1 protein-coding gene is annotated in these 10,610 nt (G+C 33.2%); it reads left to right on the forward strand.

Annotated features, from left to right (window positions below; genetic code table 11):
- Positions 1–180 precede the first annotated feature (180 nt).
- A partial coding sequence (locus tag EII29_RS09040; RefSeq protein ID WP_125237201.1) for an autotransporter-associated N-terminal domain-containing protein occupies positions 181–10,610 on the forward strand: 10,430 nt, incomplete at its 3' end.

Raw genomic sequence — 10,610 nt, forward strand, 5'->3', positions numbered from 1 at the left:
AAAACTTAAAAAAATGTTTGAAAACTAAGTGAAAAATGATATACTAATTTGTAATATTTTATATATAATTTAAAACAGATAAGATTAAAAAATTGTAAACAATACATTTTAAAATTCTTTTCAGTTTGTAATTTATATAAATAATAACAAGTATATTATGATATGTAAAGGAGAAAAAAATTGAGTAATGATTTAAAAAAAATAGAAAAAGAATTAAGAGCGTTAGCTAAAAGATATAAAGACATCAAATATACTAAAAGTCTGTTATTTACTTTCCTGCTGACAGGAATGTTGTCATTTTCAACCGGTTTAACATCTTTAGAAACAGAAAACAGTAAAAATATATTAAGTCAGGAAGAAAAGGACTTTAATGTATCAATAAATAATATAAAAGATTTATTCAGGAAAACAAAAAAAGAAAATAACAAATTGCTAAAAAATGCAAATTTAGAGCTCATTCAATTAATGGAGCAAGGAGATCAGGTAATAAAATCTCCTTGGAATTCATGGCAGTTCGGAATGAACTATTTTTATAATAACCAGAGAGGGATGTACAAAGGTTTTGGAGATAAAAAAGAAAAATATCCTTTTAAAGGAATATATACCAGAGCTTCATGGATGGAAAGAAGTACTCTTGTAACAGAAGACCGTTCATTGAATGAAATATTATCTCAAAGACATATATCCGGCAGTGGTCCATATTCTACAAATAAAAATCTGAATTATGGTTTTATTTCTTTAAAAGATGTTTTTGAACCTGAAGTGGAAATACAGGTTTTGGCAAATGTAAATCCTAAATCAATTAATAAAGAAGAAATAATCATAAATCATCAAATCGACAGTCCTGCAAATGTTGTAAAACCTGATGTGCAGATAAGTGTAAATACTCCTGTCGAAGCACCGGGAATAACATTTCCTCTTGTAAAGCCTGTGAGTATAAATGTTCAGAATCCGGCTAATCCTGAAACACCGGCATTGGCTTCCGCACCTGTTGTGAATATCAATTTGAATGCACCTGCAATTGCAATGAACATAATACCTCCACAGCTTGAAATGGAAGTTACGGCACCTGTTTCTCCGAATATCGGGATAAATATAACAGCACCTTCAGTGCCTTCAGTAAATGCTTTAACAGTAAGTTCACCATCTACAGTAATTGCACCGAATATTGTTTTTGAAACAGTAACTCCTGTAGACTTTATACTGACACCTGCCGGATTGAGTAAAACTTACAGTTTAAGAGGTAATGCGGATTATAAAAGCAGAATAACTTTGCCTACTATTAATGTTACCGATGCAGGTACAGGTTCAGGTTTTGGAAGAAAAGGAAACTATATTTCCACTTGGGGAAGAGTACTAGGTTTGGATGGAGTAACTACAAATGTTAATGTTGATGTGGAAGATACCAGAGCATTTATGATTGATGAAGGAATAGATGATAATGACACCAGCGTAAAACCTTTCAGATATATAGGGACTATAAATTTAAATAGAAGTAGAAATGTGGGAATAGATGTTCAGGGAACACATACAGGGAGAGGCAGTCAAAATCCTTCATTTGATATGACAAGTACAGATGAAAATAGAAGAGTTGCCAATATAAAAGTAATAAATGAAGGAACGGTAAACGGTAATGGCGGTGTAATAAACGGAGATATAATAAAAAATCAGGTGGCATTCGGATTTAATAACTTTGATGCTTCAACAAATAACACAAGAAATGAAATGATAAATAACGGAAATATAAATTTATTTGCTCCTGAAAGTGCAGGAATACAGTTAAGACCTGAAAATCCTAATGCTTCAGGACCAAATCAAAATTTAGGTTTAAACATGATGGCAGGTTTAAATGATGTCACAGGAAAAATCGAATTAAAAAGTCACGGAAGTTTCGGAATTCTTACAGTAGCTAATAAAGCTTCAAACGGTACTTTGGCTGCATCTAAAACATACAGTAATTACGGTACTGTTACTACTTTAGGAGGACAGATAGCAAGTTTTCATACAAAACAGTATGAAAGTAAAATAGAAAACAAAGGAAATATTAATGTTTCAGGTGACAGCTCTATTGGAATAGGACTTCTTCATAATATACAGGGAGTATATGCGGGAGGAACTATAAATATCGGAAAAGAAGACCCTACAGCTCTTTCTTATGCAAACAGTACAGGAGGAGATGCAGGAAAAGTTGAAAAGGCTGTAGGAGTATATACAGAAGTGGAAACAAGACCTGTAAAATCTAATGAACTTGATGATTTTGGCCAAAGAAATTCCACAGGACAAATTATAGGAACTGAAGGTATAGAACTTACAGGAACGGTGAACATAGGAAGATTTGCTACAAAAAGTACAGGTGCAAGAATAAAAGATAAAGGAGAAATAACGGTAAGCGGAACCGTTAATATAGAAGCCGGAAGTCAGGAAAACTATGGAGTTGTAGTTAACGGTATTAATTATATAAGAAATTTTAGAACACAAACATCAGCAGGAGGGGTCGTAACAAACGGAACTGAACAGAGAACAGGACAAATAAATATTACATCAACAGGAAATGTAAATGTTTTAGGAAATAATTCGGTAGGATATATGCTTGTTATGGGAAAAGGAAGTAATGCAGGCAACATCACTGTAAATTCATCAAATTCTATAGGACTTTATGCTCAGCAAGGAGAATTTTCGAATACGGGAACTATTTCATCAACAGGAATTGGAAGTAATGCAGTAGTCCTAGATAAAAAATCGACATCCCTTACATTTAATAACACAGGAAACTTGATTGCGAATAATGAAGGTACAGTTGCTCTATATGTCCAGAATGGAGCTGTATTTTCTCATGCTACAGGAAGCGGAAATAAAATAAAAGCTGGAAACGGAGCAGTTGCAATATATAATACAGGAGCAAGCTCGAGAGGAACGGTTTCGGCTCCTATTGAAGTAACAGGTTCAACGGGAAATAAAACAGGGATAGGAGTATATTCCGACGGACAGTCAACTCTTACTTTCAATGCAGGTTCGACATTGACATTAGGAAATGGAACTGTAGGGTTATTTTCTGCAAAAACCGACAGATTTAATAATACATTTGTAATAAACAACTTAGCGGCAAGTCTTGATGACAATGCGGTACTGGTATATTTTAAAGGCGATTCCCCTACGTCTACAGATAATGAAGTGACAATATCGGGAAATAACATCAACAACCTGGTTATTACAAAAATGGGGAGAAATTCCGCATTATTTTATGGTGCGGAAGGTTCAACTGTAACATTAGGAGAAAATATTGATCTTACAAACAATTCAAAATTTTTAAATATAAATGAAACTGCTCAGCTTTTAGTAACTAAAGACGGAAAAGCTGTTATAGATACAGGAAAAACGGTAACATCAAACCTTAAAACAACATTGTCGGCATTAGGAACGCCAGGTGGAACAAGAGGAAATACAGAAAATAAAGGAAGTCTCATTTTAAGCGGGAAAGTTGGTGCAATAGGAATTTATCTTTCCGAAGCAATAGGAAGAAATATTGCAGGAGGAGTTATAACCGCTAATGAAGATTCTTCAATAGGTATATTTGGAAAAGAAAATTCAACTATTGAAAACAGCGGAACTGTAAATACAAAAAAACAGAAATCAGTAGGACTGCTTGGAGAAACTTCTTTAATTTCAAATAAACAAGGAGGTATAATTGCTGTTGAAGGAACAGGTTCAGCAGGAATTTACGGCTCAAAAAATTCTAATATAACAAATGAAGGAAATATTACAGGAAAAGAAACAGGTTCGGCAGGAATTTATTCAGATAACAGTAATGCAACAAATAAAATTGGAAGCAGTATAACAATTGAAAAAGGAAGTTCGGCAGGAATTTATGCTAAAGTAATTGATACAAAAAACATAATAAATGAAGGAAATATAAAAGTAGGAACAACTTCAAATGTAACAGATACCCAAAGTGCAGGAATGTATGGAGAGCTTCTTGCTTCAGGAACGGGACCGTTAATTTTAAGTAATAAATTAAATATAAATACCGATTTGAAAGAATCTGTAGGAATTTTGAGCAAGAACGGTACAGGAAATGTGGAAAATGTGATAGCTGAAAATACAGGAACAATAGTTGCGGAAAAAGAAAAAACAGTAGGTATATTATCTGAGAAATCTACTGTAAAAAATACAAACGGAACTATAAGCATGAAAGGGAAAATATCAGTAGGTATATTTGGTAAAAGTTCTTCAGAAATAATGAATACCGGAGTTATAAGCATTGAAAATACTGCTGCAGATTCAAAATCTGTAGGAATTATATCAGATACAGGAACAACTTTAAATAGTGGAACAATAACAATATCCGGAGGGGGTTCTGCAGGTATACTGGGACAGAACAATGCACTTATAACAAACGGCAGTGCAGGAACTATAACTGCCAATGGTGAAAAATCTGCAGGAATATATACTGAAAACAGTACATCAGTAAATAATGGAACTATAACAGCAGTAGCCGGAAAATCTGCAGGAATGTTTGCAAAAAATTCTTCAGGAAATAATTACACAATAACAAATACAGGAGATATAAATATAACAACAACTACAGGAACACCTGATAACAGTGTAGGAATGTATGCTGAAATAAATGTAGGAACTACAGGAATAACAACATTAAAAAACTCAAAAAATATAACTGTGGATCAGAATAATTCAGTAGGAATGTATGTATTGAATAATTCAGGAGACAAAACAAAAGGAATAGTTTTAAATGAAATAGGAGCCAAAATAGAGACACTGAAACAGAATTCGGTAGGAATACTTGTGGATAAAGGAATTGTTACAAACTTTGGAACAGTTAATATCGCAAATATAGGTTCTGCAGGTATATATGGAAAAAATGATTCTGAAATAACAAATTCAAAAAATATAAATATTTCAGAAACGAGTTCAGCAGGAATTTATGCTGAAAACAGCAATGCTTTAAATGATGCTGGCGGAATTATTACTGTATCAAAAGGAAGTTCAGCAGGAATTTTCAGTAAAGTAGATGGAAATGCAGGAAAAGATTATAAACTTTCAAATACAGGAGCCATAAATCTTACAGGAGGATCGGTATTTGATCAGAGTGTTGGAATGTATGGAGAACTGGTTACAAATGCTACAAGAAAACTTACTCTTGAAAATGATGGAAATATTAATATAGGAACTAAAAAATCTGTAGGAATATATGGAAAAAACAATACTTCTACTCTAGAAAATCTTATTTTGAATAATACAGGTACAGTTACAGGAACAGAAATAGAATCTGTAGGGATACTCGGAGATAAAGGAAATGTTATAAATAATGGAACCATAAATATGAATGGAAATTCATCAGCGGGGATATTTGCCAAAATAGGTTCGGAAGTTACAAATAACAGTCTGATAACGATGTCGGGAAGAAGCTCAGCAGGAATTTATGCTGAAAACAGTAATGTAACTAATGCTGCAACAGGTACAGTTACTATTACTAAAGGAAGTTCGGCAGCAGTTTTCGGTCAATTTACTGATAATGGAAATTATATTTTGAATAATAATGGAAATATTTCCTTAACATCAGCAGTAACAACTGAAACTCAAAGTGTAGGAATATATGGAGAAGTATCAGGAACAGGAAGAATTACAATAAACAATAACAAGAATATAGATGCCGATATGCTTAATTCAGTGGGGATATATGCTAAAAATAATACGACTGATAAAACAAGACTGACAGCTATAAATAATGATACAATCACAATGAAAAAAGCAAATTCGGTAGGGATATTTTCTGATAAATCTGTAGGAGAAAATAGAAAAAATATAAATATACTTGAAAAAGAATCAACAGGTATTTTCGGTAAAAACGGAGCAAAAATAAGTAATGCTTCGTCAGGAGTTATAATTTTAAGCGATGTTCCAGGGGGAATAGGAAGTAAATCTGCAGGAATGTATGTTGACGGAGCGACAAGTAAAGCTGTAAATGAAGGAAATATTCTACTTAATGGAAAATCTACTACAGGAATGTCTGCAACAGACGGAGCTTCGGTGTTGAACTCAAAAACTATAATCGGAAATGCGGATTCGGCAATAGGAATATACGGAAATAAAAGTACAACTGAAAATGATGCTAACGGTATAATAACTCTTAACGGAAACAATTCCACAGGAATATTTGCTAAAAACAGTACAACTGCTAAAAATACAGGAGTTATAAACCTTGAAAGTGTGGGCGGAAGTAAAAAATCTGTAGGAATGTACGGAATAACAGACAATGCTGCAGATACGATAAATCTTTCAAATACAGGTACAATAAACCTTAATTCAGGAGAGTCCGTAGGCATATTTGCTCAAAATGGAAACAGTACAAATGTAAACTCCACTATATCAAATACGGGAAATATCAATTTAAACAAAGCACAAACAGTGGGAATATTTACTCCAAAATCAAAAATTACAAGTGTAGGAAATATAATATTATCCAATGATGCAGATTCTTCAGTAGCAGTGTATCTCACAGATTTAGCTGAAGCGGATGCTTCTACAGGAAATATAAATCTAAATACAATTTCCCAAAATCAGGTTGCTTATTATATAAAGGATACAGGAAAAATTATAGGTACAAACGTAGGAAATATAACAGGCTACGGAGTGGGAGTATACCTTGACGGAGGTACTTTGAATTCTACAAGTCCTATACTTGACTACACTCTTAACGGAAACAACGGAAACGGTATTATCGGATTACTCCTGAAAGGAAATACCAATATAACAGGATATACAAAAAAGGTAAAAGTAGGGGACACTACCGGTTCAAATTATGCGATTGCAATGTATAGTGACGGACAGGGAAGTCCAGGAAATACTAAAAATATAGATACAGCTCTTGAAACAGGAGAAAACGGAGTAGGTCTTTTTGCTGAAAATGGAAGTAATATAAGCTATAAAGGACAAATAGCTATAGGAAATGGCACAAAGGCAGGAACTGCGATTTATATAGGAAACGGGAATGGGACAACTCCTTCAACTGTAACTATTGATACGGGTGCAAATATAACATTAAAAGGAGAAAATGGAGTAGGAGCAATAGTAACAAAAGGAGCTACTGTAAATTTTAATGCAGGTGCAACGATTGAACTTCAGGGAGCAGGAGTCGGATTATTCGGTCAAAAAGGTGCCGTTATAAATGATAACGGAGGAACATTTAACAATAACGGACATTCTGCCGAAAGAATAAGAATTACAGGCGGTATTTCAAGAACGACTGCAAATACTACACTAACAACAGGAAATGTGCTTACTCACGTAATAAACGGAGAAGCGGTAGTAGAAAACGGTGTTACTGTAGATGCAGCACCTAATTCAAAAAATATAATAGGATTACTTGCCGAAGGAAACAGAGATGACAATGATCCTACCGTGAACTGGCTTTATAAAGATACTGCCAATCCTGATAATAACTATGATACAATAAATCTTGGAAATATCAATTTTACAAATGCAACATCTGCAACAGGAATGTATCTTGAATCTGCAAGAGGAAAAAATACCGGAATAATAAAAGTAGGAGATTCCTCTACGGCAATTTATGGAGTATACAAGGACGGAACTCCGAAATTTGACGGAGTGACACCCAATAAATCTGTAATTTTAAATGATACAGGTGCTAGTGTAGAAATAGGAAACTCTTCAGCAGGAATATATTCTGTAGGATTTGAAAAAGTTCAAAATAAAGGAAATCTATCAGGAAAAAATAATTCTGTAGGAATCTATGCAGTAAATTTTAAAATTGATAACGGGGTAAAAACTGTAAGAGATATTTCCATGAACATTAAAAATTTAGGAAATATAACACTCGGAAACGGAACAGCAGGAATATATGTAAAACAGGATACGGCTTCAGTAAACAGATCAAATATCGAGCATAGCGGAAGTATTACTGTAGGAGATGCAATACTTGATGCATCAGGAAATGTAAAAAATTCGGCAGTAGGAATTTATGCTGAGAAAACAAATATAACTTCCACAGGAAATATAACAGTAGGTAAAAAAGGAATAGCTTTATTTGGAAACAATTCTATTATAAATATTAACAGAGGAAATATTGATTATTCTAAAGGAGGCAGTCTTGCTTATCTGGAAAATTCAGTATTAAATTATAATACTATAGGAACTTTACAGACTTATACAGAACCGTTATTATTTATAAATAACAGTATTGCTACTATGGCTCAAAATGATATTAACATATCTCCTAATGAATTAGGTGCGTATATGAGTGGAACTTCTCAATTTAACAATTGGAACAAAATAGCTCTTGGAATAAATTCGACAGGAATTTACGCAGACAACGCCGATATAGTATTGGGAGGAAATTTGATTGAAAGTTCTTCTGCAAAGTCAAAAGGTATAGTTTCACTGAATTCAAACTTAAAAAACAGTACAGAAATAAAATTAAGCGGAGACGAATCATTGGGAATATATTCCAAAAATACCGGAGGATTGATCAGAACTTTAGAAAATTCAGGAAATATAGAAATATCCGGTAAAAAGACTGTAGGTGCATATCTGGAAGGAACTTCGGATCAGATATTTACTAACAAAGGAAATATAACTGTAGGTGATTCTTCTGATCCTGACAGAAACAATACGACAATAGGAATATATGCAAAAGACGGTGCGGCCATAGATATAATTAATGAAGGACAAATCAATACAGGAAAAAAATCTGTGGGTATTTATTCTATAAGTAACGGGAATATTATTACTACCAATACATCATCTTTAAATGTATTTGATGAAGGGATAGGAATATATAAAAAAGGAGGAAGTATAAATCTGGCAGGAACTGTAAAAGTTGCCGATCATACTTCAACTGTTAAAGATAGTGAACCTGTAGGAATTTATGGAACAGGAGGAGTTAATATAATAAATAATGCTTCAAGTGTAACCGTGGGAAATAAATCATACGGAGTAATATTAGGTAATTCGGGAGCAAATATAAATAAATATGCTAATTCTGTCAATACAGTAATTACATTAGGTAATGATTCCACTTATTTGTATTCTGATGGAAAATCTGAAATAGAAAATAACGGAACAATAACTTCCCCTCATAACAGAATAATAGCAATTTATGCTAAAAATAAAGGCCAAGTAAATAATAAAGGGAATATCGATTTAAGTCAGGGAATTGGAAATCTTGGAATTTATGCAACAGGTACAGGTTCAAAAGCAGTAAACAGCGGAAAAATTAAAGTAGGAAAAACAGACAGTTCGGATAAAGATAACATTATTTATGGAATAGGGATGGCTGCAGATAAAGGAGCTGTATTGGAAAACAAAGGAGATATTTACGTATCGGGAAACTTGAGTATCGGAATGTACGCAAAAGGTGCAGGAACTGAAATCAGAAATTCCGGAAACGTGTATCTTGATGCTTCTTCAGCAACCGTTTCTGATAAAATAGCTACTATGACAGGAGTATTTGTAGATGATAAGGCTAAATTTATAAATACGGGAACAATAAAATCCGGTTCCTATTCCGGAAACGATAATGTAAACGGATTAATAGGAGTAGCTGTTCTGAATGGAAGTACCCTTGAGAATTACGGTACAATAGATATTGATGCAGACAGAAGTTATGGAGTGCTCATAGTAGGTACGGAAAGTAATAAATCTGTTATAAAAAATTATGGAACAATAACAATTAAAGGTAAAAAATCATATGGTGTGAAATACAAAAACACTGTCGGTGTAAACGGTCAATCATTGCCTGAAAAAGAAGATAACAATAATATTCTGAACATGCTGAACGGACCCGGAGGGGTTATTAATGCTTCAAATGGAGGAAAAGAGTTTAACAGTGGAGCAAGCATTAATAAATCAATAGGAGATACTGAAATTGTTGAACTGCCTAACGGAAAAATCGTAATAAAAAGAAACGGAACAATAATTGAAGATGCTAATATGGAAATAATAAATCATGTTGTAACTCCTAATATAGGATTATCCAACTTTGGAATATATGTAGATACATTAGGAAGAACTAAGCCTATATCAATAGAAGGAATTACTACTCCGAACATTGACAGTGACTTAATTATAGGTACTGAATTTTCAGAAAACACAAATTCTAAAAATGTCATAATAGGAGAGAAAATTTTAAAACCTTTCCTTGATCAGACAAATATCGGAATATTTAACTTTACTCCATATTCAGGATCACTGACATGGATGGCGACTCCACAAGTTAATTTACGTACAGGAAAAATTGAAAAAATTATAATGGCAAAAATACCTTATACTGCTTTTGTTCCTAAAAATGATAATTCATTTAACTTTGCAGACGGACTTGAGCAGAGATACGATATGAATGAAATAGGTTCAAGAGAAAAAGCATTATTTGATAAACTGAACAGTATAGGAAATAATGAACAGATTCTTCTTTCTCAAGCTTATGACGAAATGATGGGACATCAGTATGCAAATGTACAACAGAGAATAAACAGAACTGGTACATTACTTGATAAAGAGTTTACTCATCTTAAAAAAGAATGGGATAATAAATCCAAGCAGTCGAATAAAATAAAGGCATTCGGAATGAGAGATGA

Origin of the sequence: Leptotrichia sp. OH3620_COT-345 (assembly GCF_003932895.1) — a bacterium.
In the GTDB taxonomy this organism is placed as follows: Bacteria; Fusobacteriota; Fusobacteriia; order Fusobacteriales; family Leptotrichiaceae; genus Pseudoleptotrichia.